Origin of the sequence: Amycolatopsis albispora (genome assembly GCF_003312875.1) — a bacterium.
Classification (GTDB): Bacteria; Actinomycetota; Actinomycetes; order Mycobacteriales; family Pseudonocardiaceae; genus Amycolatopsis; species Amycolatopsis albispora.
In genome coordinates this window covers 1,835,552-1,860,773 of the sequence record NZ_CP015163.1, presented here as the reverse complement: position 1 = coordinate 1,860,773, position 25,222 = coordinate 1,835,552, and the positions used below count along the sequence as shown (strand labels likewise).

Genomic DNA, 25,222 nt, shown 5'->3' with positions numbered 1-25,222 from the left:
CCCGTACGGGGCAACAGGTTTTGCGCGTTTTTACCGAGCGCAGTGCGGCCGTGACCGGCGGCCGTGGGACACCGCGCCGACGAGGAAACCCAGGCCCAGCGGGCCGAACGCGAGACCGCCGAGCAGGGTGACCCAGGCCGCGCCCAGTTCGCTGAACGGCCGCACCTCGGGCGGGGCGAGGACACCGGTGAGCATCAGGCCGCCCGCGATCATCAGGCCGAGGCCGTAGGTGGCCAGCGAAGGGGCGCCGATCCACGCGACGCCGAGCAGCAGCCACCTCGGCAGCCGGAAACCCCAGCGGTGCACCAGCGCGGCCAGGAACAGCGCGCCGACGAGCGCGGCCGCGACGGTGATGTCGATGCCGAACGAGTGCAGCCATCGGGTCAGCGGGGACATCGCGGTGTGGGTGAACGTCGCCGCCCACTCGTCGCCGGTGGCACCGAGCGCCGCACCCCCGAACCCGAGGACGATCTTCACCGCGGCCCACGGCAGGAAACCGCAGATGCCCAGATAGGCGACAACGCGGACCGGCCAGGCGGCGGAGGTGGGTGCCGGTCGCACGAGAGGTCCCGGCGACGGCACATGGCCCGGCGCGCCGCAGCGCACGCACAGCCCGCGGCGACGCCGGGTCCACGTCAGGTAGGTGCCGACCGCCGTCACCGCGCCCGCCAGGCAGAAAAGCTGGTACAGCAACGCGAGCGGGCTCGGCACCGCGCCCGCGGCGATGGCGCCGACCGCGCCGATGGCCAGTCCGAAGGTGCCGAGGAAGGCCACGCCGCATAGCCCGAGGAGGGGGAGCCGCGCCCATCGGCCGGGTCGTAGCGCGGCCAGCGCTCCGGCGAGTGACAGCACCACGATGAGCACTTCGGCGGCCGTGGGCAGCCGCGCGCCGGCACGTCCTTCGAACAGGTAACCGCGCTCGCCACCGGCCGCCCAGTACCCGGCGACCGCCGCGTTGAGCACCGCCCAGCCCGCCGCCGCCCGTCCCACCCAAACCGGCCACCGCCGGAGCATCTCGATCACGGCTCCAGCCTGGGCGGTCGTGCCGGGGTGATCTTCCCGCTCGGGTGGGAGCCGCTTCCCCCGCAGGGCTGATCCGGTCAGCCGCGGGCGGTCACGCTGACGGTCGCTCCGGCCGCGATGGCGTCGTCGAGAGCGGCTTTGATCCTGGGCTGGCCGGTGAACTCGTCGCGGATGGCTGGGTGGCGGAAGGCGATTTCGAACGCCCAGCCGTTTTCACATCGCTGCCAGGACCACCACATCGCCCGGTCGGCGAGCGCGGTGCTGACAAAGGCCGGGCCGAACCGGCGGCGCCAGCCGGACGCCGGCGCGCCGCGCACTTCGATGCGCAGTCAGGGATCCAGCATGGAGCCCATGCTAACAGCGGCCGGCCGGAATTCCCGTGGACGGCCAGTTGCCTGCCGGGCGCGGGACGCGACTCGGCGGTGCTGACCTTTATCGACGCCCCTGAACTGGTGGCGGTGCTGGCCGCGGTGCTGCCGGGGTCTTCGGTACTCACCCCGGCCGAGCTGAACAGCCCGTCCGACGCCGCGAAGTGGCCCCACGTTTCGGCAACTGAGGAACGCCGGAACCGCACATTCCGATGCCGTCACGCTCGCTCGATCTGGTGTTGAGGTGTGTCGGTGCGTGCGTTGATCGACTTCTCCCGGACACTGCGGCGGTGATGAACACGTCGATGGAGGACGCCGGGCGCTGCCTGCTGTCGGTGGCCTGGAACATGCGGAGCAGTCCCACCCGCGACTGCCCGCGCGCGGAGGCGATCCGCGACCACCTCCGCGTGGTGTGCCGGTCCACCGGGCACGCTGCCTGCGCGTGGGCTCGTTCGCACGGCCCCGGTTCGGCGGAGGAGTACCTGCCGTTCCTGCGGCTGGCGGATCTGGCCTACGAGATCGACACGTTGCTGCTGCTGGTGTCCAACCGCCTGGTGCCCGACGACGAGCGCGATCTGCGGCGGTGGAAGGAAATCGAGAAGCTGGTGGCGCGCGCCGAGTTGCTGGCGATGCGCACCGCGGGCTTCCTGCGGGACGCTCAGCCGGTCACCGCCTGACGGACGCCGGTGAACACGCCGCGGTCGGAGACCAGGTCGAAATGGCTGACGCAGCCGACGTCTACGTGGGTGGCACCGTCCAAAGTGGTCCAGTCTTCGTCGACCACGGTGTCGCAGGGCGAGGCGAAGGTGGTGTGGGCGACCGGGGCGGGGGTGGGGTCGCCGCCGTTGAGCTGCGCCAGGAACGCCGAGCCCTGGGTGGCCTGGTCGCACGCGGTGGTGCCGGGCGCGGGGCAGGTGCCGGGCGCGCCGCCCTGGTTCGGGCCGCCGAGTGAGATCCAGTCGTCCACGGTGGCCGTGCCGCCGAGGAACTTGACGCACCAGCGCGACGGCAGGCCGCCGAGCGAGTGGGTGACCAGGTCGACCTTCCGCGCACCGGTGGCGGCGAGGGTTTGCTGGATGGTGGTGGCGAGCTGGTTCGCCGCGGTGGTGAGGGAACCGGTGGAGTTGTAGGAGAAGGCGACCAGTTCGCTGGCGGGGTAGCCGCTGAGGCGGAAGCGCAGGGACATCGTGTCGAAGTTCGCGGGCGAGCCGAACAACCCGTGCACGAACACGATCGGCTCCCGCCCGGCGGGCTCGGCCGCCGACGGTGCCGCGCCGAGCAGGGTGGCCAGTGCGGCCAGGCAGGTCGCCGCGATTCGTAGGCGCATCGGTGCTCCAGGTGCTCGCTGTGACGGGCTGCGGCCGATGGTGGCAGGCGCGCCCACCGCCGCGGCATCGGCAAAACCACCGGCGCACCCCCTAGGCTGAGCCGGGGGGGGGGTGGTGATGAGGCGGGCGCTGATCCTCGGCGGTACCGGTTGTCTCGGCCGGGCGGTGGCGCGGCGGCTGGTGGCCGATGGCTGGCGGGTGGACGTCACCGGCCGGGACCCTGGTCGTATGCCGCCGGGGTTGGCGGCGGCCGGGGTTCGATTCCACCAGGCGGGGCGCGGTGATCCGCTGGGCACCGGCGTGGATTTGCTCGTTGACTGCACGTGTTTCACCGCCGCGCACGCGGAGGCGTTGCTGCCGCTGGCCCGCCACGCGACCTCGACGGTGATGATCTCCAGCAAGGCCGTCTACCGCGACGACGAGGGCCGCCACGCGAACTCCGCCGAGGCGCCCCGGTTCGCCGGGCCGGTCACCGAGCGGCAGCCGACGCTGCCGCCCGGCACCATGCCCTACGACTCCGCGGAAGGCTACGGGCCCAACAAGGTCGCCGCCGAGCGGACGCTGCTGGACAGCGGGCTGCCGGTGACCGTGCTGCGTCCGTCGAAGGTGCACGGCGAAGGCGCGTCGCCGCCGCGGGAGTGGTACTTCGTCAAGCGCGCGCTGGACCGGCGGCCCGCGGTGCTGCTGGCCCGCCGCGGCCGGGGCGCCGACCAGCCGTCGGCGGCGGTGAACCTCGCGGCGCTGGTCGCCGTGGTGGCGGACCAGCCCGGCGCGCGTGTGCTCAACGCCGCCGACCCCGACGCCCCGGACGGGCTCGCTATCGCCCGGATCGTCGCCGCCGAGGCCGGGCACCGCTGGCGGGAGGTGCTGCTGGACGACAACGCGCCGCCGAACTCGGCCGCCATCCGTGGGATCGCGTGCCGCCGATCGTGCTCGACATGAGCGCCGCGCACGCACTCGGCTACCGGCCCGTCGGCGACTACGCGGCCACCGTGCGGGAGGAACTGCGCTGGCTCATGGCGTCACCACACCGCTTCCCCGATTTCGACTACACGGCCGAGGACGCCTGGCTCGCTCAGGCCTGAGCCGTGGGGCGGATGATCACCTCGTTGAGGTCGATGTCGGCCGGTTGCTCGATGGCGTAGGCGACAGCACGGGCGACCGCCTCCGGGGGCATCGCGATCCTGTCCCGCAGTTCGACCAGTCGCGCGCGCAGGTCCGGGCTCTCCATCGTCCGGGAGAACTCGGTGTGCGTGATGCCCGGCGAAACGATGGTCACCCGCAGGTCGGGGCCGGCTTCCTGGCGCAGGCCCTCGGAGATGGCCCGCACCGCGAACTTGGTGCCCGAGTAGACCGCCTGCCCCGGCACGGTCCGGTGCCCGGACGTGGAGGCGATGTGCACGAACTGCCCGGCCCCCTGCGCGCGGAACACCGGCAGCGCCGCGCCGATCCCGTGCAGGATGCCCTTGATGTTGACGTCGACCATGTCGTCCCACTCGTCGACGCGCAGTTCGTCGAGCGGTGAGACGGGCATGATCCCGGCGTTGCCGACGAGCACGTCCAGCCGCCCGTAGCGGCTGCGTGCCAGGTCGACGAGCCCGTGCAGGTCGGCGCGTCTCCGGACGTCGGTCACCGTCCAGGCCACGTCACCGCCGTCGGCGATGATGCGGGCCGCCAGTGCTTCGAGGCGTTCGGCCCGCCTCGCGCCGAGCACCACCTTCGCGCCGCGTCCGGCCAGCACCGCCGCGATCGCGGCTCCGATGCCGCTGCTCGCGCCGGTGATCGCCACAACTTTGCCGTCCAGCATGCGAATCCTCCATGTGATAGCCCTATCGCTTGCTAATGTACGAGGGCTATCACATGGCGGTCAAGGAGGCGGGATGGCTGGCAGGCGCGGGTACCACCACGGTGACCTGCCCGCCGCGCTGGTCCGCACCAGCTTCGAACTGCTCGCCGAGCAGGGGCTGCCGTCGTTTTCCGTGGCGCAGGTCGCCCGGCGCCTCGGGATCAGCACGGCCTCGCCCTACCGGCACTTCCGCGACCGCGACCACCTGCTCGCCGCGGTCGCCACCGCCGCGGCCCGCGAACTCACCGAGGCCGTCCGGGCCGCGACCGACGCCGCCGGTGCCGATCCCGCCGACCGGTTCGCCGCGGCGGGCTCGGCCTACCTGCGGTTCGCGGTCGGCCGCGGCGCCGGGTTCGACGTCATCTACGCGGCGGAACTGGCCGCGCTGCGGGACGAGGAACTGGCCACGGCCGGGCGGGAGCTGATGGACCTGTTCACCGGGCTCGCGGAGGCGACCGGCGCGCGGAGCAAGCCGGAAACCCTTGAACTCGTGGGGAATCTCATCGCGCTCGCGCACGGTTACGCGGCGCTCTATCGCAACGGGCTGTTCGCCGCCGGGCGCTACCGGCTCGAGGACCTGGCCGCGCAGGCGGAGAACGGCGCGCGCGCACTCACCAGGGGTGCCACGCCCCGTTGAACCACTGCTCGTGCGCGGTGTCGTTGTGGTGGTCGACGTTCCAGTCGTTCGGGTAGTTGTACATGTGGTTGTTCGGATAGGTCCAGATCCCGGCGGACTCGTCGCAGACGTAGTCCCAGTGGCAGATCGACTTCACCGGCACGTTGCCGAAGTACCGGTCGGCGCCGGCCAGCGGGTAGCCGACGATACCGCCGAAGGGCACGCTGCCGCCGTTGAGGCCGGGCGGGGCCTGCCGCTTGGGGTCGGCGATCAGCACGGCGTTGACGTTGCCGAAGGTCTGCCAGTTCTCGGTCACCCAGATGTGCACCACGGCCGCGCCGAGCGAGTACCCGACGGCCTTGGCGTGCTGGCCGGGGCAGAGGTTGCGCTGGTCGCGCAGCAGCCGGTTCAGCTCGTTGACCCCGGCCCGCGCGCTGGCGCCGTTGGGGATGTCGGTCGGGTAGCCGACGTGCTGCTGGATGTTGCCGGTGAAACCGTCGTTCCACGGCCTGCTGCCGGTGCCGCCGACCACGATCGTGTAAGTGCCCTCGCACGGGGCTTCGGCCTGCGCGACCGGACCGCTCGCCACGGAAAGTCCCGTCGCCGCGAGCAGGCCGGCCAGCGCGATCGCTGCCTTTTGTCTTTTTGTCATCGGCCGAAAGTAGCGAGCACCGATGAATTCCTGATGAAACAGGACCCGACTTTCGCAGGTGCCGCTTCCGGGTGACCGCCATTAGCGTTGGCGTCCATGCGTTCTGTCACCGCACGGGTCACCGCGCTCGTTCCGGCCGCGCTGCTCGGCCTTTCCACGCCCGCACAGGCGATCGTCGACGGTGAGTTCACCGCGTCGGCGCCGTGGTCGGCTCGCCTTTACCAGGACGGTGCCGACGGTTACTGCACCGCCACCGTGCTCGGTCCCGAGTGGATTCTCACCGCACGGCACTGCATCGGCGGAAATCACCAATGGGGTTTCCGCGTCGGAAATGTCGAGCACGCGAAAGGCACCTACGTCGATGCCGCTCCGAACGGGGTGACCCTGCACGAGAATGCCGATCTGGCGCTGGTGAAACTCGCCGAGCCGGTGCAGGCGCCCGCGGTTTCCCTCGGCGATCTCGACGCGGTGGCCGAGGGGGACACGGTGACCATTCACGGCTGGGGTGACACCGGTAGCGGCCAGCAGTCGCCACGGCTGAAGAACGCGCAGCTGAAGGTGACCGACGTGGCCGCGGCCGACGCCTACGACGGCCGCGCGATCAACGGCGAGCGCGTCAACGGGGTGTGCGGCAGCGGGGATTCCGGTGGCCCGATGTTCACCGCCGACGGCGTCCAGGTCGGGGTGCTGTCCACCGGCAACAGCACCAGCTGCCAGTACACCCACGTCGGCGCCTACCGGGACTGGATCAGCTCGGTCACCGGCTGAGCGGCCCGGCCCGCTGCCGCTATTGTGCTAGGTAACTAGCGGAATGGAGGCCCGGGGTGCTGGAGTTCCACCTGGACGGCCGGTCGGGGCTGTCGCCGTACCAGCAGATCGTGCGGCAGGTCCGGCACGCGCTGCGCCTGGGCCTGCTGGCCGAGGGTGACCAGCTGCCGAAGGTCAAGGACGTGGTGGCGGCGCTGGCGATCAATCCGAACACGGTGCTCAAGGCCTACCGCGAACTCGAGCACGACGGGCTGGTCGCGGCGCGGCCCGGGGTGGGCACGTTCGTCACGGCCACGCTGTCCGGCGCTTCGCCCGCCGCGCTGGGCCCGTTGCGGCAGGACCTGCGGCGCTGGCTGGCCAAGGCGCGGCGGGCGGGGCTGGACGACGAGAGCATCGAAGCCCTGTTCGCCGACACCTTCCACGCGGTGTCCACAGAGGACATCGCGTGACCGTGTTGCGGGCGCGCGGTCTCGGCAAGGCGTACCGGGGGCGCCCGGCGCTGGAAGGGTGCGAGCTGGACATCCCGGCCGGGCACGTGACCGGGCTGGTCGGGCCGAACGGGGCGGGCAAGTCCACGCTGCTCAATCTCGCCGCGGGCCTGCTGGAGCCGAGCACCGGCACGATCGAGGTGTGTGGCGGGGTGCCGGGCAGCGGGCCGGAGCAGCTGGCGAAGGTCGGGTTCGTCGCGCAGAACGCGCCGGTCTACCCGACGCTGACCGTTGACGAGCACCTGCGCCTCGGCGCGAAGCTGAACCCGCGCTGGGACGCCGCGCTGGCCGCGGAGCGGATCGGCCGGATCGGGCTGGATCCCGCGCAGCGGGCGGGACGGTTGTCCGCTGGTCACCGGGCGCAGCTCGCGCTCACCCTCGGCATCGCGAAGCGGCCCGAGCTGCTGCTGCTCGACGAGCCGGTCGCCGCGCTCGATCCGCTGGCGCGGCGTGAGTTCCTGCGCGACCTGATGGCGGCGGTGGCCGAGCACGGGCTCAGCGTGGTGCTGTCCTCGCACCTGGTCTCGGATCTGGAGCGGGTGTGCGACCACCTGGTGGTGCTCGTCGGCGGCCGGGTCCGGCTGGCCGGGGAGCTGGACGAACTGCTCGCCACGCATCACCGGCTGACCGGCCCGCGCCGTGACGTCGGCACGCTGCCCGCGGATCAGGAGGTCATCTCGGCCAGCCACACCGAGCGCCAGACCACGGTGCTGGTGCGGACCGAAGCGCCGGTGCTCGATCCGGTGTGGACGGTCGGGAAGCCGGGCCTGGAGGATCTGGTGCTGGCGTACCTGGGCGCGCCCGCCCGACCGGTGTTGCGGGTGGTGCGATGACCTGGCTGGCCTGGCGCCAGTTCCGCCTGCCGCTGGCGCTGCTGTACGTCGCGCTCGCGGCGATCGCGGCGGTGTTGCTGTTCGCGGGCCGCAACGACGACGAACTGCTCTACCGGGGCGGGCAGTTCGCGCTCTACCTGCTGCCCGCGGCGATCGGCGCGTTCTGGGGCGTTCCGCTGATCACGCGGGAACTGGAGGCGGGCACGCACAAGCTGGTGTGGAACCAGGGCGTGACGCGGGGGCGGTGGCTGGCGGTCAAGCTGGGGCTGGGCGCGGTGGCGGCGGCGCTGGCGGCGGGGTTGCTCAGCGCGGTGGTCAGCTGGTGGGCGGCGCCGGTCGATGCCATGGCCGGGGCGCCGGACAGCACCGTCGTGGCGCGCATCGACGTGGCGATGTTCGCCGCGCGCGGGATCACGCCGGTGGGTTATGCCGTTTTCGCGTTCGTGCTGGGCGTCGCGGCGGGGTTGGTGCTGCGCCGGACGGTGGCGGCGATGGCGGTGACCTTGGTGGTTTTCGCGGCCGTGCAGGTGGTGGTGCCGCTGGTGGTGCGCCCGCACCTGCTGCCGGTGACCGAGCAGGCCGTGGCGCTGAGCGCGGAGAACATCGAAGGGGTGCGGGTCGACGAGCACGACGGCCCCATCGCGCTGCGGGTGGTGCGCCCGGCTGGGGCGTGGGTGGTGTCCGAGGAGACCGTGGACGCGCGGGGCGGCGTGGTCGGTTCGCTGCCGGAGCTGGTGCGGGGTTGCGTGCCGTCGGCGCCGCGCCCGGGTGCGCTGCCCGATTTCGAACGCAGTCACGCGTGCTTCGCGCAGCTGTCCGAACTCGGCTACCAGCAGCGGCTGCGCTACCAGCCGGCGGCGCGGTTCTGGCCGTTGCAGTGGCTGGAAACCGCGTTGTTCCTGGTGGGCTCGGGGCTGCTGGGCTGGTTCTGCTTCCGGCGGTTGCGTCACGTGTCCTGACGCCTGAGCGCGGGCAGGGCGAGCACCCGCCCGCCAGCGCGCCCAGTGGCATCAGTCCCCAGCCGAGCGCCTGGTGCTTTGTTGCGTCCAGACTGAGTCCGATCGCGGTGAGCACGCCGCCAATCGCGGCGGCGGTGAGCAGCAGGACGTAGCCGGTGGCGTCGAGGTGCAGGGCAGGGTTGCACCGCGGCCTGCGGTTCTCGGGTGGCCGGTTGATCGTCACCGGGACCGGGCAGGTGCGCCTCGCGCCCGGCGGCCTGGTGCTCATGCCGCTGGCGCTGGGGCCGTCGAACGTGCTGGTCAAGCGGAACACGGCCACGCGGACCACGATCCGGTACCCGGCGCGGGGCCTCGGTGTGCTGGGCATGGCCGAGACCCCGCCGGGCCCTGGTGCGGTCCGCCTGCTGGGGCGGGCGCGTGCCGGGCTGCTGGCCGCCTTGCACACGCCCGCGACCACCACGGACCTGGCGGCCGCGCTCGGGGTGACGCCGAGCGCGGTGTCGCACCACCTGCGGGTCCTGCTGGAGAACGGGCTGGTCGAGCGCGAGCGCACCGGCCGCACGGTGCACTACGCGCTCACGCCGCTGGGCCGGTCCTTCCTCACCTGAGCTGGTGCTTGTCCAGCCAGGCCGTGATGGTGGCGGCGACCGCCTCCGGCTGGTCCTCCGGGGTGTGGTGCCCGGCGACGAGGTCGTGCGCGACGATGTCGAGCCCGGCGATGTGCTCGGCGCACCAGGCGATCAGCTCCGGGGTGAGCATGGTGCCGTAGCCGGGCTGGAAGGTCAGCAGCAGCTTCGGCACCTCCGGGGTGGTCGCGAGCCACTCGTCGTACCGCTCGACCCGGGCGACGACGTCGGCAGGCTCGCCGTCCAGCGGCATCATCCGGGCCCAGTGCAGCAGCGGCAAACGGGATTCGCGGGTCGGGTACGGCCTGCGGTAGGCGTCGAAATCGGCTTCGGCGAGGCCGGACAGGCTTTCGATGAACAGGTTCCGGTCGAGCATCAGTTCCTCGCCCGCGCCCGGGGCCTTGATGGTGCGGAACAGTTCGCGGCCGGCTTCGGGGAATTCGGCCCAGGTCATCGGCTTGACGATGGTCTCGGTGAAGGCGATGCCGCGCACCCGCCCTGGGTGGCGGGCGGCCCAGTCGAAGGCCAGCGCGCCACCCCAGTCGTGGCCGACGAGCACCACCTCGTCGAGGTGCAGTGCGTCGAACCAGGCGTCGAGGTGGCGGGCGTGGTCGTCGAAGCTGTAGTCGATGGGCGGCTTGCCGGATTCGCCCATGCCGATCAGGTCGGGGGCCAGCCGCCGCCCCGGGCCGCCGACCGCGGGCAGCACGTGCCGCCACAGGTGGGACGACGTGGGGTTGCCGTGGAGGAACACGATCGGGGCGCCGGTGCCGGTTTCGCGGTGGAACAGGATCTCGCTCATTTGAACGCCACCACGTTCCGCGCGGCCCAGCCGGCGAAGTCGCGTGGTGGCCTGCCGAGCACGCGTTCGATGTCCGGGCTGACCTCGCGCTCGGCGGGCAGCGGGTGGCCGAGAATGTCCAAAGTGGCCTCGGCGACGGGTTCGGGCATGAACCCGAGCAGCTGTTCGCGGGCTTCGGCGCGGGTCTGCTCGTGGAAGCGCACCGGTTCGCCGAGTGCGTGCGCGATGGCGGCGGCCTGCTGCCGGGGCGTGATCGGTGCCGGGCCGGTGAGCAGGTAGGTCCGGCCGTGGTGGCCCGGCCGGGTGAGCGCCGCGGCGGCGACCTCGGCGATGTCGCCCGGGTCGACGGTGGGCAGGGCGACCTCGGCGAAGGGCGCGGCGACCGCCCGCTGGCTGCGCACGCCCTCGGCCCAGGCGAAGGTGTTGCTGTGGAAGCCTCCCGGGCGCAGGACCGTCCATTCCGGACTCGTGCCGGTGACGGCGGTTTCGGTGGCGGGGGAGTGCCGTCCGGTGGCTACCCCCAGCGAAGACAGCAGCACGACGCGCCGGATCCCGGCGTCCCGCGCCAGCGCGGCGACCTCGGGCAGTTCGACGCCGCCGGGGGTCAGGAGGAACAACGCGGAGGCGCCGTCGAGCGCGGGCCGCAGGGTCTCCGGTCGCAGGACGTCGGCCTGGCGGGTGCGCACTCCTGGTGGTGCGTCCGTGGCCGTTCTGCCGCGTGACACCGCGACCACCTGCTCGCCCGCGTCGGCCAGCGCCCGCACCAGCGGGCGCCCCACGTTGCCGGTCGCTCCGGTCACCACGATCATGGTCAGCTCCTTCGTTCGGCTAGGCACGAGGAAGCTACCGGCGTGGATATAGTAGGTACCTAGAGGAAAGTATTGGGTGGAGGGCGGATTTGTGATCGAGAGCACCACCACGCCGGAGCAGGCCTGCCCGATCGCGCCGGTGGTCGACGTGGTGTTCAGCCGCTGGACCACGCCGATCCTGTGGGCACTGCACGAGTTCGGCAGGCAGCGGTTCGTCGAGCTGGAGCGGCGCATCAGCACGATCACGCCCAAGGTGCTCACCCAGCGGCTGCGCCAGCTCGAGCGCGACGGGCTGGTGGTGCGCACCTACCACCCGGAGGTGCCGCCGAGGGTGGAGTACGAGATCAGCGAGCTGGGCCGCAGCCTGGCGCCGTTGTTCGCCGCGCTGTCGGAGTGGTCGGTGCACCTGCCCGAGGTCGAACGCGCGAGGGCCGCCTACGACGCGCGTGGCGGCCGCCGCTGACTCGGCGGGTCCTGGCACGATGGCCGGATGGGTGTGCTTTTCGACTACTTCGCGGCCCCGTCCGATGAGGCCGCCGCAGCCACGATCGATCGTGACGGCGGCCCTGGCTCGCCGGCTCCGGTCTTCGACACGTTGCCGGTGAAGGGCGTCGATCCGGTGGTCCAGCTCGGCACGTTGGAAGCGCAGCTGACCGGTCGTGCCTACGCCGACATCGTCGCGGATCCCCGCAGCGGTCGCGATCTGGCGTCCCGCGGCGGCGGTGAACGCCTCGTCCTGACCGTCACGGACTCGTTGGCGGCCGCCCTCGCGGCCGCGCCGGACGAGCGGCTGGCCGAGGTCGCCGTGCCGTGGAGCGAGACCGAGGAGTTCTGGGGTCAGGGCGACCCCGTGGCACTGGCCGATTTCCTTCGTGATTTCGCGGCTCTCGCCCGCCGGGCCGACCAGGCGGGCCATCGCCTCTACTGCTGGCTGAGCGTCTGACCCGCTGGTTTGAGCTGGCGCAGGGTGTAGCCGTTGCCCGCCGGGTCCAGTGCCCGGGTCGCCTGCTTGAACAGGTGTTCGGCGCGTTCGTAGGACAGCCTGCGGCGGCCGGTTTCCGGGCACAGGTCGGCCGGAGCCGGCGTGCGGGCGGGGCCGGGGCGGCGGTCGGCGAGGAACAGCGGGCCGTGGGTGCGGCCGTCGAGCAGCCGGGGGAGCAGGCGGGCGGTGCCGGAGCGCCAGGTGACCAGGGTGCCGTCGATCTGGGCGCTGCGGTCGTCGAGGTCGAGGTGCTCGACGTTGAGCGAGAGCACGGTCCGCGCGGCGGCCGCGGATTCGTGCAGCATCCGCCACAGGGTGTGTTCGCGCAGCGGGAGGTCGCTCGACCACAGCGCGTCGAGGCGGGCCGGTGCGATCGACGGGGTGCGCGTGGTGGATTCGGCGCGGCGTTCCAGTCCGGCGGCGAGATCGTCCATTTCGGCCCAGGCGGCGAACGAGCGCAACGCCGAGCGGTGCCGGTTCCAGGTTTTGGCCGCCGCGTGTCCCCAGGCTGTGGTGCACACGCGGGTGACTTCGTCGGCGGTCAGTGAGGCGAGCGGGCGCGTGTCGCCGAGGGCGGCGCGCAGGCGTCGCAGGGTCTGGCCGTAGGACCGGGCGGTCTGCGGGTCGAGGGTGTCGCGGGTGAGGAATTCGTCGGCGGCGTCGGCGAGGGTGCGGACGGCGTGGTCCTCGGCGGGCAGGGCGTCGGCCCGGCGCAGCAGGAAGGCACGTTCGGCGGTGTTCTGCGTGAGCGCGGCGGCGCGCTGGAACTCGACGCGGGCTTCGGCGGTGCGGCCGAGTTCGGTGAGCAGGTCGGCGCGGACGCCGGGCAGCAGGTGGTAGTCCTGCAGGGCCGGGTCGGACAGCAGCGCGTCGGCCATCGCCAGGCCGGTCGCCGGGCCGTGCGCCCTGCCGTAGGCGACGGCGCGGTTGAGCTGCACGACCGGAGTGGGCAGGAGCCGGACGAGCGCGTCGTAGAGGGTGGCGATCTGCGCCCAGTCGGTGTCCTCGGCGGTGCGGGCCTGCGCGTGACACACCGCGATCGCGGCTTGGAGCACGTACGGGCCGGGTTTGCCGCCGGCTTCGCGGGCACGCAGCATCGCGGTGAAGCCGCGGCGGATGAGCAGGCGGTCCCAGCGGCCGCGGTTCTGCTCGTGCAGCCGGATGGGTTCACCGCTGGGGCCGGTGCGCGCGGCGGCACGGGACTGCTGGATCTCCATCAGCGCGACCAGGCCGTGGACCTCGGCCTCGCCGGGCGCGAGCCGCGCGAGCAGGCGGCCCAGCCGCAGCGCCTCCAGGGTCAGGCCCGGCCGCATCAGGTCGTCGCCCGAGGTGGCGGAGTAACCCTCGTTGAAGATCAGGTAGATCACTTCGAGCACGGACGACAGGCGCCCGGCGAGTTCGGCGCGGCCGGGCAGTTCGAACGGCACGCGTTCCTCGGCCAGGGTGCGTTTCGCGGCGGCCACGCGCTGGGCGATCTTCGGTTCGGTGAGCAGGAAGGCCCTGGCGATCTCGGCGGTGGTCAGGCCGCCGAGCAGGCGCAGGGTCAGGGCCACCCTGGCCGGGGCGGGCAGGACCGGGTGGCAGGACAGGAACATCAGCCGGAGCACGTCGTCCTGCTCGGGCTCCTCGGGCGCGGCGGCTACTTCGCTCTCGTCGAGGTCTTCGAGCCGCCGCGACCGCCGGAGGTGGTCGATCGCCCGCCGCTTGGCCACGGCCATCAGCCAGGCACCCGGATTGTCCGGTACGCCCGATTCGAGCCACTGCTCGAGCGCGGCCACGAGCGCGTCCTGCGCCAGTTCCTCGGCGAGGCCGACGTCGTGGACCAGCCGGGTCAGCCCGGCGATGATCCGGGCCGACTCCAGCTTCCAGACCGCGTCGATCGAGCGGTGGGCGTCCATCAGCGGGGCATCAGGTGAACACGCGCTGGATCACGCTGCGGCTGTTGCCGACCATCTTGACGAAGCGCCGGGCGATCTCGACGACCTCCTCCTCGCTGCGGACCTCGACCAGCGCGAACCCGGCCACGGACTCCTTGGCCTCGGCGAACGGGCCGTCGGTCACGGTGACCTCGCCGTCGCTCTCGCTGACCTCGATGCCGGTGGGCGCCATGCCGCCGGCGGACAGCAGCACGCCGGCCGCGGTCAGCTCCTCGATCCAGGCGCCCATCTCGGCCTCGAGGTTCGGGTTGGTGGGTTCGCCGGTCGGGTGGGACATCATCAGGTAGCGCATCGCCGTCTCCCTTGTTCGGTTGCCTTCGCTGACGCGTCGGACAACCCATGTGACAGGGAATGTACCCGTTCCCTGTCACATCGGGGCCATGGTTCGCCGCCGACCCGCGAGGTCGCGCCGGTCATGGGAGTGGGACGCGGCAGGTCGCCCCAGCGGCCTGGCGTGGCCCGCTCCCATGACCGGCTCAAAAGCGACCTCGCCCGCCGCGCCGGAGGCGCGGCCGAAGACATTGACCCTGACACGGTGTCAGGTCGTAGACCGGGCGGCATGGACTACCACGGCAATGTTCCCTACTGCTACGCCAACTCACTGGCGATGATGCTGTCCGTGCACGGCGACCGTGTGCGGCCCGGGCTGATCGAGGCGCTGACCGGCGTCGGGCTCGGGGCGTTCCGGGTTCCCGAGGACGGCCGCGTCTTCTTCAGCGCGATCACCCCGAACCAGGGCCTGGACGCCGCCCTCGGGTTGCTCGGCTGCGAGTTCACCGGCACCCACGGCCCCGACGGCACCTCGGCCGAGGAGATCCTCCGCAAGGACCTGGCGACCGGGCCGGTGTTGCTCGGCCCGCTGGACATGGGCCACCTGACCTACGTGCCCTTCCACCGCGACGTGCCCGGCGCCGATCACTACGTCGTCGCCTACGACATCGACGACGAGGGCGTGTTCCTGCACGATCCGGCCGGGTTCCCGTGCGCCAAGCTCGGTTTCGCCGACCTCGAAGCGGCGTGGCGCGGCGAACGGGTCGAGTACGAGCACGGCGTCTACCAGCGCTGGCGCGAAATCGGCCCGTCCAAGGAGGTCGACTACAGCCAGGCCCGCGCGTACTTCGGCGAGATCTACCGCGAGAACCCCGGCGCCGGTGACACGATCCGGCTGCTGGCCGCGGACCTGCGCGGGCCGGTGACCCCCGACCTGGCGGGCTTCCTCACCGGGTTCGCGCTGCCGCTCGGGGCACGCCGGGCGCTGGACTTCGCGGTGCTGTTCGAGCAGGGCGGCGACACCGAACTGGTCACGGCGAAGAACACGCAGGCGCACCTGTTCGCCCGCGCCCAGGCACTGGGCCTGCGGGACCGCTGGGCGGACGCGGCCGGTGTGCTCGACGAGCTCGCCACCTGCGAAGACGCCATCGAACGCGGCCTGCTCATTGATAAACCGAGTACGCGGTCTATTATTCGCTGACATGACACGCACCTCCTCGACCTCGACCGTGGTCGCGACCGCTCGTGGCTGGCGGGTGCTGGGCTGGCTGCTCTGCCCGGTGCTGGGTGCGGCGCTGTGCTGGGGGCTCAAGCTCGCCGCCGGCTGGGTGACCACGCTGGCCTGGTTCCCGTTCCAGGGACCGTTCCGGCTGGTGGCGTCGATCCCGGAACCCGCCGCCACGTTCGGCGCGCTCGGCCTGGGCGCGGTGGCCGGGCTGGTGCTGGCCTTCCTCGGCGACCTGGACCTGCTCAGCTTGGACGTCGGCCCCGACGGGGTCGCGCTGACCAGGGCTGGCGAGACCCAGCGGTTCGACCGCGGCGCGGTCGGGGCGGTGTTCTTCGACGGCGGCAAGCTCGTGCTGCTCGGTACGCGCGGGGACGAGCTGGCACGCGAGTCCACGGACCTGGGCAAACAGCGGGTCCGCGCGGCGTTCGAGCAGCACGGTTATCCCTGGCACGCCGACGGCGACCCCTACCGCGAGAACTACCGGCTGTGGGTGGAGGGCACGCCGGAGCTGTCCGACCGGGCCAACGCGCTGCTGCGGGCGCGCCAGGAGGCGCTGGCCAAGGACCGGGGTGACGAGGTCAAGGAGCTGCGCCGGGAGCTGGTGAAGGCCGGGGTGTTCGTCCGCGAGGAGAAGAAGCGCCAGTACTGGCGGACGGCACCCGGCTGACGGCCACGGTGAGCCTCGTCAGCGACCGTCAGCGCGTGGTGCGTGGTTGGTCAGTGCGCCCGCGCAGCCTGGGCGCATGACGAAGAACATCCTGATCTCCGGCGCCAGCGTCGCCGGGCCCGCGCTGGCTTACTGGCTGCACCGCTACGGCTTTACCCCGACCGTCGTCGAACGCGCGCCGGGGCTGCGCGGCGGGGGTTTCGCCGTGGACTTCCGCGGTGACGTGCACCTGCGGGTGCTGCGTGAGATGGGCATTCTCGACGAGGTCCGGCGGCGGCAGACCAACATGGGCAACCAGGTGGTCGTCGACGCCGACGGCGGGCAGCTGGCGAAGCTGCCCGCGTCGTTCATGAGCGGTGACGTCGAGATCGAGCGCGACGAGCTGAGCCGCCTGCTCCACGAGCGCACCAGGGACCACACCGAGTACCTGTTCGGCGATTCGATCGCCTCGATGACCGAGGACGCCGACGGGGTGCGGGTGTGCTTCGAACACGGTGAGCCGCGCACCTTCGACCTGGTGCTCGGCGCCGACGGGCTGCACTCGAACGTGCGGGCGCTGGCGTTCGGGCCGGAATCGCGGTTCATCCGGTTCCTCGGCTACTACGTGGCCGGGTTCGAGATGCCGAACTTCCTGGGCCTGGACCACACCGGGCTGATGTACAACGTGCCGGGGCTCGGGGTGAACGTGGGCAGCGCGGGCGGCAAGACCGACGGCGGGTTCGTGTTCCCGTCCGAGGAGCTCGACTACGACCGGCGTGATCTCGACGCGCAGAAGCAGCTGGTCGCGCGGCGGTGCGCGGGCGCGGGCTGGGAGGTGCCGCGGCTGCTGGAGGCGATGTGGGCCGCGCCGGAGATGTACTTCGACTCGATCAGCCAGGTGCGGATGCCCTCGTTCCAGCGCGGCCGGGTCGCCCTGGTCGGGGACGCGGGGTACGGCGCGACGCTGGGCGGGCTGGGCACGGGCACCGCGATGGTCGGTGCGTACGTGCTGGCCGGCGAACTCGCCGTGGCGCACGGGGATCACCGCGTGGCGTTCCCGCGCTACGAGGAGCGGATGCGCGGTTACGCCGAGGGCTGCCAGAAGCTGGCCGAGGGCGCGGGCCCGTTCCTGGCGCCGCCGACGCGGTTCAAGATCTGGCAGCGCAACCAGATGTACAAGGCGCTGTCGTGGCGGCGGCTGGCCGGGGTGTTCGACAAGATGACCACCAAGGCCGCCAGGAACATCACGCTCCCGGACTACCGGCCCGCACCGCGCTCGGCGGTACCCCGCGAATCCGCTTGAACGCGGTGCTGAAGGTGAACGCGTCCGCGTAGCCGACCTGCCGCGCGACCGAGCCGACGCTCGCGCCGGTTTCGGCGAGCAGGTCGGCGGCGAGCGTCATCCGCCAGCCGGTCAGGTAGGCCAGCGGCGGTTCACCGACCAGTGCGGTGAACCGCCGGGCGAACGAGGCGCGGGACAGCCCGGCCGCGGCGGCGAGAGTGGCCACCGTCCACGCTTCGGCGGGCCGCTGGTGCAGCAGCCGCAGCGCGTGGCCGATGGCGGGGTCGGCCAGTGCGCGGTAGCCGGCGGGCGCGCGGGTGCCGGGGGTTGCGAACCAGGTGCGCAGGGCGCGGATCAGCAGCAGGTCGAGCAGGCGGTCGAGCACGGTCTGCTGGCCGGGTTCGTCGCGGCTGATCTCGCTGGTGAGCAGCCCGAGCACGGGGTCGTCGCCGGCGGGCACGGCCAGCGCGGGCGGCAGCGTGGCCAGCACCCGGTCGGCGGTGCCGCCGCGAACCGCGTAGGCGGCGGTGACCAGCACCGAAGACCCGCCTGGGGTGCCGTAGGTGCGGGTGCCGAGCTTGAACCGGTCCCCGGCGGTGGCCGGGTCCTCGTTCGCGGGGTAGCACCGGTTCTCGCTGTCGATGACCACTCCGGCGGTGGTGTCACGGCGGTCGCCGACGGTGAATCCACCGCGTACCAGCGCGATCTGCCCGGCTTCGAATCGCAGCGGCTCGCCGTGGCCGGGCCGGATCCAGGCCGCGCCGTCGGCCAGCACCAGCAGCATCAGCGGGCCCGGGTCCTCGAAGCGCAGGCCCCACGGCGGCGCGCAGAGCGACTGGACAAAAACCGAGCCGCGGGCGCGGACGGTGGCGAGGTAGTCGTCGAGGGGATCCACGCCTGAGACGATTCCACAGGGATCGGCGCTTTTCGACCATGGTCCGTCTCAGTGGATCTTGCTTGGCTTACCGCCATGACCAACGCACCTGTTCTCCTGCTCGGCGGCCTCGGCAAAACCGGCCGCCGGATCGCCGACCGGCTCGAAGCCCGCGGTGTGCCCTTCCGTGCCGCGTCGCGGTCCACCCCGGTCCGGTTCGACTGGGACGACGAGTCCACTTGGGACACCGCGCTGGCCGGGACCGGGGCGATCTACCTGGTCCCGCCAGCCGAGCACCTCGACACCGCGGCGATCGGCCCGCTGCTGGCCCGCGCGGGCGCGCGCCGGGTGGTGCTGCTTTCGGCCAGGGGCGCCGATTTCGCCGGTGAACCGGTACCCGAGCGCGTGGTGCGGGAACGGAGTCCGGAATGGACGATCCTGCGGCCGTCGTGGTTCGCGCAGAACTTCAGCGAGGGGGTGTTCGCCGCCGGGATCGAGGCGGGGGAGCTGAAGCTGCCCACGCGCGACGGCCGGGACGCGTTCATCGACGCCGAGGACATCGCCGATGTCGCCGTCGCGGCGCTGACCGAGGACGGGCACGCCGGGCAGGCCTACGACCTCTCCGGACCGGAAGCCATCTCGTTCCCGGACGCGGTCGCGCGGATCGCCGAGGCGACCGGCCGCCCGATCAGCTTCGGCTACCGCACGCCCGCCGAGTTCGCCGCCACCGTGCCCGGTGAACTCGGCGAACTGCTCGGCGCGCTGCTCGACGGAATCGCCCAGGGCAACGGCGACTACGTCAGCGACGGCGTGCGCCGCGCGCTGGGCCGGGAACCGCGGTCCTTCGGGGACTTCGTGGCCAGGACCTTCGGCTCACAGCCCGTCCAGGCCTGAGCGGAGCAGGCCGAACGCCTGGTCCGCCTCGGCGGCGGCCGCGGGGAATCGTGCCGCGGCCGCCTCACCGGCGGTGATGTGCCGGTGGTTCTCCAGTGCGAGCAGGCGCTGCACGGTGACGATCTGGCCGGCGGCGAGCCGGGGCGCGAGGTCGTCGCGGCCGGTGGCCTCACGCAGGGCGTCGGCGAGCGCGTCGATCGAGTGGTCGGTGAACCGCGACATGCCGGCCACCAGCGCCGGGGTGTCGTAGATCAGGCAGTTCAGCGCGAGCACCTCGGGCTCGTCGCACAGCCCGGTGATCGGGTCGCGCCGCTCGAGCCCGGCCAGGAAGTGGGCGTGCAGCGCGGCCAGCGGCGGCTGCCCGGCCGCGGCGCGCACCACCTCGGCGGCTTCCTCGCGGTGATCGGCCAGGCGGTCGATCACCAGGTCCTCCTTGGCGGGGAAGTACTTGAACAGCGTCGGCTTGGACACCTCCGCGGCCGCGGCGACTTCGGCCACCGAGACCCGGTCGAAGCCGGATTCCAGGAACAGCGCGATGGCCGCGTCGGAGATCGCCTGGCGCGTGCGCAGCTTCTTCCGCTCCCGAAGGCCCATGGGACGCATGCTAGCGCAACCTTGTCCGAGTTTAAAACTTGACTCGGTTAACTTTTCTCTGTCAGGGTCACCGCCATGACCACCACCTCCGCCCGCACCACCCGCTGGCCCGGCTTCGCCCTGCTCTGCACCGCCCAGCTGATGGTCCTGCTCGACACCACGATCGTGAACATCGCGCTGCCACCGGCCCAGCACGACCTCGGCCTGTCCGACGCCGACCGCCACTGGATCGTCACCGCCTACCTGCTCGCCTTCGGCGCGCTCCTGCTGCCCGCCGGACGGATCTCCGACGCCGTCGGCCGCCGCCGCGCCCTGCTCATCGGCGTGCTCGGCTTCGGCCTCGCCTCCGCGGCCGGGGGAGCGGCGGCCGACGGCGCCCAGCTCATCGCCGCCCGCGCCGCCCAGGGCGCGTTCGCCGCTCTGCTCGCCCCCACCGCGATGGCCCTGCTCACCGCGTTGTTCACCGAACCGGCCGAACGCGGCCGCGCGCTGGGCCGGTTCAGCGCGGTCGTCGGCGCCGGGGGAGCCGCGGGCCTGCTGGCCGGCGGGCTGCTCACCGCCACCCTCGACTGGCGCTGGTGCCTCTACGTCAACGTGCCCATCGCCGCGCTGACCGCCGTGCTCACCCCGGTCCTGCTGCCCGAAACGCCCCGCCACCCGCTGCACCTGGACCTGCTCAGCACCCTGCTCGGCGTCACCGGCGCCGCCGCGCTCGTCTACGCCACCACCGGACGCCCGCTCTGGCTCGTCCCGGCCGCCGTGCTGCTCGGCGCGTTCGCACTGCGCCAGGTCAAGGCCGCGCGACCGCTGCTGCCACCGCACCTGCTCGCCACCCGCCGCCGCCTCGGCGCGCTGACCGCCGTCGCCACCACGATGGCGGCGATGTTCGGCACCATGCTCGTGCTCACCTACCAGCTGCAGGAGGTGCTCGGCTTCGACCCGCTGCGCACCGGGCTGGCCATCCTGCCCGGCACCGCGGCCACCATGCTCATCGCCTCGCAGGTCTCCGGCAGGCTGATGGCCCGGCTCAGCCCGCGGCGGCTGATCGTGCCCGGCATGCTGCTCACCGCCGCCGGGCTCGGCCTGCTCACCCAGCTCACCCCGGACAGCACCTACCTCGGCGGCATGCTGCCCGCCCAGCTCGTCTTCGGCGCCGGCACCGGGCTGGTCATGTCACCCAGCATCAGCGCCGCGCTCACCGGCGCCGCACCCCGCGACGCGGGCCTCGTCTCCGCCCTGGTCAGCACGGCGCAGCAACTCGGCGGCTCGATCGGCATCTCCGTGCTGAACGCGGTCGCGGCCGGGGGAGCCACCCTCGCCGCGCAGGTGCACGGCCACACCGTCGCCGCCGCGGTGGCCGCCGGGCTGATGCTCGCGGGCGCCCTAGCCAGCGGGCTGCTGCTCGGCCGTTAGATAGGCGTCGAGCCGGGCGGCCAGCTCCTTCGGCCTGGACAGCGAGACGCAGTGGCTGCCGCCGATCACGTCCGGCTCGATGCCCAGCCGCTCCCGCGACACCCGCCGCGCGAACTCCAGCGGGAAGAACCGGTCGTCCCGGCACGCCAGCACCCGCGTCGGCACCGCGGGCCACGCCGCCAGCGGCCACGGCTTGCCCAGCGAGTCGCCCTCGTGCGGCCGCCCCTTCGCCAGCGCCTCCTCGGCCAGCTCCCGCGGCACGTCGTGCAGGAACGCCCCGATCGGGTCGGCCTCCATGTCCACTTCGGACTCGTGCCCGGTGTTCGCCCACCAGTCCGAGGCCGGCTCACCTGGCCGCGGGATCATCGCCGCCAGCAGCACCAGCAACCGCGACGGCCGCCGGTCGCAGACCAGGGGAGCGACCAGCCCGCCGAACGAATGCCCGACCACCACCAGGTCCTCCCGCGGCCCGATCGCCGCCACCACCGCGTCGGCGTACTCGGCCACGCCGTTCGCGCCGTCCTCGATCGGCAGGTCCGGCGCCACCACGTCGTGCCCGAGCGCCCGCAGCTCCGCCTCCAGCAGGTGGTACTCCCAGCCGCTGCTGCCGCCGCCGTGGATCAGCACAAAGGTCGCCATGTTTTCCTCCTGGTCGTGGTGCGTTGCGAACCCCCGACGAACGACCCCGGCCCGCACCGACACCCCGGCTCAGGAAACTTCGGCCAGCCGCCGCCGAAGATAACGCCGCTCCGCGTCGGTCGACGCCAGCTCCAGCGCCTCCCGGTAAGCCACCGCCGCCTCCCCGGCCCGCTCCAACCGCCGCAGCAGATCCGCCCGCGCCGCGGGCAGCAAGTGGTAACCCGCCAGCTCCCCGCCCTCGACCAGCTCGTCCAGCAGCAGCAACCCGGCCGCCGGCCCCTCGGCCATGCCCACCGCGACCGCCCGGTTCAACCGCACCACCGGCGAGGGCGCCACCCGCGCCAGCCGCTCGTACAACGCCGCGATCTGCGGCCAGTCGGTGTCCTCGGCCCGCACCGCCGTCGCGTGACACGCCACGATCGCCGCCTGCAACTGGTACGGCCCCGGCTGCCGCCGCCGCAACGCCGACTCCAGCAGCGCCGTGCCCTCCTCGATCTCCCCGGCATCCCAGCGCGACCGGTCCTGGTCCTCCAGCAACACCAGATCACCGGCCGCGTCCAGCCGCGCCTCCCGCCGCGAATCGTGCAGCAGCAGCAACGCCAGCAAGCCCACCGCCTCCGGCTCGTCCGGCATCAACCCCACCAGCACCCGCGCCAGCCGGATCGCCTCCGCGCACAGGTTCCGCCGCACCAGATCCGCACCCGCCGACGCCGAATAACCCTCGTTGAACAGCAGGTACAACACCCCGAGCACGGCGCTCGTGCGCTCCGGCAGCAAATGCGGCGGCGGCACCCGGTACGGGATCCCGGCGTTGCGGATCTTCCGCTTCGCCCGCACCAGCCGCTGCGACATCGTCGCCTCCGGCACCAGGAACGCCCGCCCGATCTCCGCCGTGCTCAACCCGGCCAGCGTGCGCAACGTCAGCGCCACCCGCGCCTCGAACGGCAACGCCGGATGACAGCAGGTGAAGATCAACCGCAGCCTGTCGTCCGGCACCCCGCTCTCGTCCGGCTCCACGTCCTCCGGCGGCGGCGTCACCGCCAGCTCCCGCAACTTCGCCGCCCCCACGGCCTCCCGCCGCAACACGTCGATCGCCCGGTTCCGCGCGGTCGTGGTCAGCCACGCACCCGGCTTGCGCGGCACCCCGTCCCGCGGCCACCGGCGCAACGCCGCGGAAAACGCCTCCTGCGCACACTCCTCAGCCAGGTCCCAGTCGCCGGTCACCCGGATCAGCGTGGCCACCACCTGGCCCCACTCCTCCCGGAACGCCGCCGCGACCGCGGCGCCGACCTCGCTGGCCGCACCGACGGCGCCGTTGCCGTCCCGCCCGGTCAACCCGGCAGATCCGCCGGATCGAGCACCGGACGCACCTCGACCAGGCCGGTCCGCGCCACCGGATGCCGTGAAGCCACCTCCACCGCCTCGTCCAGGCTCGCGCACTCGATCAGGTTGTACCCGCCGATCTGCTCCTTCGTCTCCGCGAACGGCCCGTCCGACAGCAGGACCCGCCCGTCGCGCACCCGCAACGTCGTCGCGTCCTCGGCCGGATGCAGCAGCTCACCGTCCAGCAACACCCCGCGGCGCGTCATCTCGTCGACCCACGCGCGCACGTCCTCACGCCCGCACACCTCGGCCGAATCCTCGGCCTCGTCGGCCGGGCCCCCGATCAACAGCAGGTACTTCACCACGCGCCTCCCTTCCCGTTCGCCCACATCATTGCGCAGATCCTCACGAAAGACGGGTGAAAGCCACGCCGGTGACAATCGGCCATCGCATCGGGGGAGAGGGGTTCACCGTGGAGGAAGCAGACCTGGCCCGTGCCCGGCTGGCGGCCTTGGAACGCGAGGCCGCCGACCGGTCGGTCACCGACCGGCACGTGCGGTTCTATCCGGCCATCGCAGCGGCGCTCATCGCACTGTCCGTGCTGCCCGTGTACCGCGCGAGGGTGACCGACACCATCCACCTCCCAGGCCAGCGCCTCCCGCTCGAGGTGTCCCGTACGGAGATGCTGTGGGGCCACCCCGAATCCGGCGGCACGGCGGTCGCCTTCGTGCTGGTTCTGCTGCTGGCGTGGGCGACGGTCAACTGGCGCAGCGCCGTGCCCCCGGCGCTGGTCGCCATCGCCGCCGCCGTGTTGCTGGTGTTGCTGCTCGGCAAGCAGGGCATCGACCCCGGACACCTGGACATCCAGCCGGGAACAGTGGAACTCGCACCCGCCGGCGTGGTCAGCGCGCTGGTCTGCCCCGTGCTGATGCTGGCCGGGCTGGCGCACGCCGTCGACGTCTGGAACCGGCGGCACCGGGTCGTCTGATCACCTGGCTCACCGCCCGTACCGTTCGGTCAGCTCCGCCCCGATCCGCGCCAGCTCCGCCCGCACCGGCTCCGACTCGACGACCTCCAGCTGCCCGCCCCACCCGGCCAGCTGCTGCGCGATCATCACCGGCGCCGGCGCGGCCACCCGCACCCGCGCCCGCCCGTCCTCGGTCTCGCCCTCCACCGTGCAGTGCCTGCCGAAGTGCGACCGCAGCACGAACACGAACCGCGGCTCCACCAGCACCGTCGCCGAAACCAGCGCCCGCTTGCGCTCCACCTCGTCGACCACCCGCCGCCACGCCTCGGCCAGCTCGAAATCCGCGGGCCGCACCGCGGGCTCCTCGGTCACCACTGCCTCGGCCACCCGATCCAGCCGGAACGTCCGCTGCCCGGCCTCGGTCCCCGCGATCAGGTACCAAAGATCGTCCTTGTCGACCAGGCCCCACGGGTCCACCAGCCGCTCACCCGCCTCCTGCCCCCGGCGCTGGTAGACCAGCCGCACCTTCCGCCGCCGCACCGTCGCCTCCTGCAGCAGCTCCACCAGCGCCGGCCGCTCCCGATCCGCCTCACCCCACCGCGACGAATCGACCACCACCGCGCTCGCCGCCGCCTCCGCCTCGGCCCGGAACGTGTCCGGCAACGCCCGCACCAGCTTGCGCAACGCCGACCGCACCTCCGGCGACACCGCCGTGCCCGGACCGGCCAGCAGGAACAACGCCCGCGCCTCCGCCGAGGTCAGCCCGCTCAGATCGGTCCGCGCCCCACCCACCAGCGACCACCCGCCACCCCGGCCCGGCTGCGGATACACCGGCACGCCCGCCGCCGACAACGCCTCCAGATCACGCCGCGCCGTGGCCACCGACACCTCCAGCTCACCGGCCAGCTCCGCCGCGGTCACCCGCCCACGCGACTGCATCAGCAACAGGGTGGCCACAAGGCGGTCGGCACGCATGGAGAAAGTCTCGCAAACAAAGTGCTCATGAGGTGCGCACTTTGACCGGCAGACTCATCCCCAACAGCAACCCGGAAGGA

At 72.6% G+C, this 25,222-nt stretch carries 32 protein-coding genes; 17 read left to right on the top strand and 15 right to left on the bottom strand.

From position 1 onward, the window contains the following. Nucleotides 1–30 precede the first annotated feature (30 nt). The gene (locus tag A4R43_RS08695; protein WP_113691847.1) at nucleotides 31–1,023 is read right to left on the bottom strand and encodes a hypothetical protein; all 993 of its coding nucleotides are present in this window, start codon (nucleotides 1,021–1,023) and stop codon (nucleotides 31–33) included. A gap of 77 nt (nucleotides 1,024–1,100) precedes the next feature. After that, the gene (locus A4R43_RS08690) at nucleotides 1,101–1,340 is read right to left on the bottom strand and encodes a hypothetical protein (RefSeq protein ID WP_113691846.1); all 240 of its coding nucleotides are present in this window, start codon (nucleotides 1,338–1,340) and stop codon (nucleotides 1,101–1,103) included. Between the two features lie 344 nt (nucleotides 1,341–1,684). On the opposite strand from A4R43_RS08690, the gene A4R43_RS08685 reads away from it, so the two are divergent. Further along, entirely contained in the window at nucleotides 1,685–2,068 is a 384-nt protein-coding gene (locus A4R43_RS08685) for a hypothetical protein (RefSeq protein ID WP_113691845.1), read from the top strand. On the opposite strand, the gene A4R43_RS08680 is transcribed toward A4R43_RS08685, so the two are convergent. Beyond that, nucleotides 2,050–2,718, bottom strand: coding sequence for an esterase/lipase family protein (locus A4R43_RS08680; protein ID WP_113691844.1), 669 nt, complete (start codon nucleotides 2,716–2,718; stop codon nucleotides 2,050–2,052). The genes A4R43_RS08685 and A4R43_RS08680 overlap by 19 nt on opposite strands. Before the next feature lie 118 nt (nucleotides 2,719–2,836). Here A4R43_RS08680 and A4R43_RS08675 point away from each other — a divergent pair, with 118 nt between their 5' ends. Next, nucleotides 2,837–3,661 carry a Rossmann-fold NAD(P)-binding domain-containing protein gene (locus tag A4R43_RS08675; RefSeq protein ID WP_236808849.1) on the top strand — a complete coding sequence of 275 codons (825 nt, stop codon included), beginning with the start codon at nucleotides 2,837–2,839 and terminating at the stop codon, nucleotides 3,659–3,661. Further along, a complete protein-coding gene (locus A4R43_RS43875) occupies nucleotides 3,658–3,804 on the top strand; it encodes a hypothetical protein (protein WP_236808848.1) in 147 nt (48 codons plus the stop codon). Before A4R43_RS08675 ends, A4R43_RS43875 begins: the two co-directional genes overlap by 4 nt. Here the strand turns inward: A4R43_RS43875 and A4R43_RS08670 are convergent. Next, the gene (locus A4R43_RS08670; RefSeq protein ID WP_113691843.1) at nucleotides 3,795–4,526 is read right to left on the bottom strand and encodes an SDR family oxidoreductase; all 732 of its coding nucleotides are present in this window, start codon (nucleotides 4,524–4,526) and stop codon (nucleotides 3,795–3,797) included. The two genes, A4R43_RS43875 and A4R43_RS08670, sit on opposite strands and share 10 nt — an antisense overlap. Nucleotides 4,527–4,599: 73 nt before the next feature. On the opposite strand from A4R43_RS08670, the gene A4R43_RS08665 reads away from it, so the two are divergent. Continuing rightward, entirely contained in the window at nucleotides 4,600–5,202 is a 603-nt protein-coding gene (locus A4R43_RS08665; protein WP_113691842.1) for a TetR/AcrR family transcriptional regulator, read from the top strand. Here the strand turns inward: A4R43_RS08665 and A4R43_RS08660 are convergent. Continuing rightward, nucleotides 5,177–5,833 carry a cutinase family protein gene (locus tag A4R43_RS08660; protein ID WP_113691841.1) on the bottom strand — a complete coding sequence of 219 codons (657 nt, stop codon included), beginning with the start codon at nucleotides 5,831–5,833 and terminating at the stop codon, nucleotides 5,177–5,179. The two genes, A4R43_RS08665 and A4R43_RS08660, sit on opposite strands and share 26 nt — an antisense overlap. A gap of 96 nt (nucleotides 5,834–5,929) precedes the next feature. Between A4R43_RS08660 and A4R43_RS08655 the strand changes: the two genes are divergently transcribed. From A4R43_RS08655 to A4R43_RS08635, 5 genes are all read left to right on the top strand, one after another. Beyond that, nucleotides 5,930–6,601, top strand: coding sequence for a S1 family peptidase (locus tag A4R43_RS08655; RefSeq protein WP_113691840.1), 672 nt, complete (start codon nucleotides 5,930–5,932; stop codon nucleotides 6,599–6,601). A 56-nt stretch (nucleotides 6,602–6,657) separates the two neighbouring features. Continuing rightward, complete coding sequence (locus tag A4R43_RS08650; protein ID WP_113691839.1) at nucleotides 6,658–7,050, top strand: GntR family transcriptional regulator; 393 nt, start codon at nucleotides 6,658–6,660, stop codon at nucleotides 7,048–7,050. Continuing rightward, the gene (locus A4R43_RS08645; protein WP_113691838.1) at nucleotides 7,047–7,922 is read left to right on the top strand and encodes an ABC transporter ATP-binding protein; all 876 of its coding nucleotides are present in this window, start codon (nucleotides 7,047–7,049) and stop codon (nucleotides 7,920–7,922) included. Before A4R43_RS08650 ends, A4R43_RS08645 begins: the two co-directional genes overlap by 4 nt. Further along, a complete protein-coding gene (locus A4R43_RS08640; RefSeq protein ID WP_113691837.1) occupies nucleotides 7,919–8,881 on the top strand; it encodes an ABC transporter permease subunit in 963 nt (320 codons plus the stop codon). The genes A4R43_RS08645 and A4R43_RS08640 overlap by 4 nt, the downstream gene beginning before the upstream one ends. 179 nt (nucleotides 8,882–9,060) lie before the next feature. After that, nucleotides 9,061–9,489, top strand: a complete 429-nt coding sequence (locus A4R43_RS08635) for an ArsR/SmtB family transcription factor (protein ID WP_236808847.1) — start codon at nucleotides 9,061–9,063, stop codon at nucleotides 9,487–9,489. Here A4R43_RS08635 and A4R43_RS08630 read toward each other — a convergent pair. Beyond that, complete coding sequence (locus tag A4R43_RS08630; protein ID WP_113691836.1) at nucleotides 9,482–10,309, bottom strand: haloalkane dehalogenase; 828 nt, start codon at nucleotides 10,307–10,309, stop codon at nucleotides 9,482–9,484. The two genes, A4R43_RS08635 and A4R43_RS08630, sit on opposite strands and share 8 nt — an antisense overlap. After that, the gene (locus A4R43_RS08625) at nucleotides 10,306–11,118 is read right to left on the bottom strand and encodes an NAD(P)H-binding protein (RefSeq protein WP_113691835.1); all 813 of its coding nucleotides are present in this window, start codon (nucleotides 11,116–11,118) and stop codon (nucleotides 10,306–10,308) included. The genes A4R43_RS08630 and A4R43_RS08625 overlap by 4 nt, the downstream gene beginning before the upstream one ends. Before the next feature lie 91 nt (nucleotides 11,119–11,209). Here A4R43_RS08625 and A4R43_RS08620 point away from each other — a divergent pair, with 91 nt between their 5' ends. Further along, nucleotides 11,210–11,581, top strand: a complete 372-nt coding sequence (locus A4R43_RS08620; RefSeq protein ID WP_162788376.1) for a winged helix-turn-helix transcriptional regulator — start codon at nucleotides 11,210–11,212, stop codon at nucleotides 11,579–11,581. Between the two features lie 27 nt (nucleotides 11,582–11,608). Further along, nucleotides 11,609–12,061 carry a hypothetical protein gene (locus tag A4R43_RS08615; RefSeq protein ID WP_113691834.1) on the top strand — a complete coding sequence of 151 codons (453 nt, stop codon included), beginning with the start codon at nucleotides 11,609–11,611 and terminating at the stop codon, nucleotides 12,059–12,061. Here the strand turns inward: A4R43_RS08615 and A4R43_RS08610 are convergent. Further along, a complete protein-coding gene (locus tag A4R43_RS08610; RefSeq protein ID WP_205215277.1) occupies nucleotides 12,040–13,998 on the bottom strand; it encodes a sigma-70 family RNA polymerase sigma factor in 1,959 nt (652 codons plus the stop codon). The two genes, A4R43_RS08615 and A4R43_RS08610, sit on opposite strands and share 22 nt — an antisense overlap. Nucleotides 13,999–14,008: 10 nt before the next feature. Further along, nucleotides 14,009–14,329 (bottom strand): YciI family protein, encoded by a 321-nt coding sequence (locus tag A4R43_RS08605; protein WP_113691832.1) that lies wholly within the window; start codon nucleotides 14,327–14,329, stop codon nucleotides 14,009–14,011. Between the two features lie 243 nt (nucleotides 14,330–14,572). Here A4R43_RS08605 and A4R43_RS08600 point away from each other — a divergent pair, with 243 nt between their 5' ends. From A4R43_RS08600 to A4R43_RS08590, 3 genes are all read left to right on the top strand, one after another. After that, nucleotides 14,573–15,508: a BtrH N-terminal domain-containing protein gene (locus tag A4R43_RS08600; RefSeq protein ID WP_162788375.1), complete on the top strand. Its 936-nt coding sequence runs from the start codon at nucleotides 14,573–14,575 to the stop codon at nucleotides 15,506–15,508. 1 nt (nucleotide 15,509) lies between these two features. Next, entirely contained in the window at nucleotides 15,510–16,202 is a 693-nt protein-coding gene (locus tag A4R43_RS08595; RefSeq protein WP_205215276.1) for a YqeB family protein, read from the top strand. Nucleotides 16,203–16,278: 76 nt separating this feature from the next. Next, complete coding sequence (locus tag A4R43_RS08590) at nucleotides 16,279–17,484, top strand: FAD-dependent monooxygenase (RefSeq protein ID WP_113691830.1); 1,206 nt, start codon at nucleotides 16,279–16,281, stop codon at nucleotides 17,482–17,484. Here the strand turns inward: A4R43_RS08590 and A4R43_RS08585 are convergent. Then, a complete protein-coding gene (locus tag A4R43_RS08585) occupies nucleotides 17,426–18,358 on the bottom strand; it encodes an AraC family transcriptional regulator (protein ID WP_113691829.1) in 933 nt (310 codons plus the stop codon). The genes A4R43_RS08590 and A4R43_RS08585 overlap by 59 nt on opposite strands. Nucleotides 18,359–18,433: 75 nt before the next feature. On the opposite strand from A4R43_RS08585, the gene A4R43_RS08580 reads away from it, so the two are divergent. Next, nucleotides 18,434–19,231: a Rossmann-fold NAD(P)-binding domain-containing protein gene (locus A4R43_RS08580; RefSeq protein WP_113691828.1), complete on the top strand. Its 798-nt coding sequence runs from the start codon at nucleotides 18,434–18,436 to the stop codon at nucleotides 19,229–19,231. On the opposite strand, the gene A4R43_RS08575 is transcribed toward A4R43_RS08580, so the two are convergent. Continuing rightward, nucleotides 19,211–19,825 (bottom strand): TetR/AcrR family transcriptional regulator, encoded by a 615-nt coding sequence (locus tag A4R43_RS08575; RefSeq protein ID WP_113691827.1) that lies wholly within the window; start codon nucleotides 19,823–19,825, stop codon nucleotides 19,211–19,213. The genes A4R43_RS08580 and A4R43_RS08575 overlap by 21 nt on opposite strands. 75 nt (nucleotides 19,826–19,900) lie before the next feature. Here A4R43_RS08575 and A4R43_RS08570 point away from each other — a divergent pair, with 75 nt between their 5' ends. Next, entirely contained in the window at nucleotides 19,901–21,238 is a 1,338-nt protein-coding gene (locus A4R43_RS08570; protein ID WP_113691826.1) for an MFS transporter, read from the top strand. Here the strand turns inward: A4R43_RS08570 and A4R43_RS08565 are convergent. The 3 genes from A4R43_RS08565 to A4R43_RS08555 form a co-directional block, all read right to left on the bottom strand. Continuing rightward, nucleotides 21,209–21,877, bottom strand: a complete 669-nt coding sequence (locus A4R43_RS08565) for an alpha/beta fold hydrolase (protein ID WP_113691825.1) — start codon at nucleotides 21,875–21,877, stop codon at nucleotides 21,209–21,211. The genes A4R43_RS08570 and A4R43_RS08565 overlap by 30 nt on opposite strands. A 69-nt stretch (nucleotides 21,878–21,946) precedes the next feature. Beyond that, nucleotides 21,947–23,212, bottom strand: a complete 1,266-nt coding sequence (locus A4R43_RS08560; RefSeq protein WP_113691824.1) for an RNA polymerase sigma factor — start codon at nucleotides 23,210–23,212, stop codon at nucleotides 21,947–21,949. Continuing rightward, nucleotides 23,209–23,562 carry a YciI family protein gene (locus A4R43_RS08555; protein WP_113697442.1) on the bottom strand — a complete coding sequence of 118 codons (354 nt, stop codon included), beginning with the start codon at nucleotides 23,560–23,562 and terminating at the stop codon, nucleotides 23,209–23,211. The genes A4R43_RS08560 and A4R43_RS08555 overlap by 4 nt, the downstream gene beginning before the upstream one ends. 110 nt (nucleotides 23,563–23,672) lie before the next feature. Here A4R43_RS08555 and A4R43_RS08550 point away from each other — a divergent pair, with 110 nt between their 5' ends. Continuing rightward, nucleotides 23,673–24,188: a hypothetical protein gene (locus A4R43_RS08550; protein ID WP_162788374.1), complete on the top strand. Its 516-nt coding sequence runs from the start codon at nucleotides 23,673–23,675 to the stop codon at nucleotides 24,186–24,188. Nucleotides 24,189–24,197: 9 nt separating this feature from the next. Here A4R43_RS08550 and A4R43_RS08545 read toward each other — a convergent pair whose 3' ends face one another. Continuing rightward, on the bottom strand, nucleotides 24,198–25,142 hold the full coding sequence (locus tag A4R43_RS08545) for a helix-turn-helix transcriptional regulator (RefSeq protein WP_113691822.1): 945 nt from the start codon (nucleotides 25,140–25,142) through the stop codon (nucleotides 24,198–24,200). Nucleotides 25,143–25,222 lie beyond the last annotated feature (80 nt).